General features: G+C 62.6%; 1 pseudogene. It reads right to left on the bottom strand.

The features are described from left to right. Window positions 1-40: 40 nt before the first annotated feature. A pseudogene (locus tag HMPREF1546_RS18500) lies at window positions 41-495 on the bottom strand (dihydrolipoyl dehydrogenase); the annotation flags it as partial.

Below are 495 nucleotides of genomic sequence, written 5' to 3'. Positions count from 1 at the left end.
GCCGCTTGATAGCGGCGGCCCTTGTCATCGGGAAACGCAATCAGTTCTTGATGTGGATGGCGCGCTTCTGGACGTTCAGGGCGCACTCCCGCACGGACTCGGAAACCGTGGGATGAGAGTGGATCGTGGAGATCAGCTCATCCACGGTGGCCTCCAGCCGCAGGGCCAGAGCGCCCTCGGCAATCAGGTCCGTAGCCCGGGGCCCGATGATGTGCATACCCAGCACTTCCTCGTACTTGGCGTCGGCGATGATCTTCACCAGACCCTCGCCGCCATTGATGATGAGGGACTTGCCGTTGGCCACCAGCGGGAACTTGCCCACCTTGTAGTCGATGCCCTTGGCCTTGCACTGCTCCTCGGTCAGACCGACAGAGGCAGCCTCCGGCTCCATATACACGCAGGTGGGGTTGGTCTTTTCGTCATACACGGCAGGGATCCCCATGATGTTCTCCGCAGCCACTTCGCCCATGGCGCTGGCGGTGTGGGCCAGCTGGG

Origin of the sequence: Oscillibacter sp. KLE 1745 (genome assembly GCF_000469445.2) — a bacterium.
Taxonomy (GTDB): domain Bacteria; phylum Bacillota; class Clostridia; order Oscillospirales; family Oscillospiraceae; genus Oscillibacter; species Oscillibacter welbionis.
Note: the sequence above shows the minus strand (reverse complement) of the source record. Positions and strands in the feature narration are given on the sequence as shown.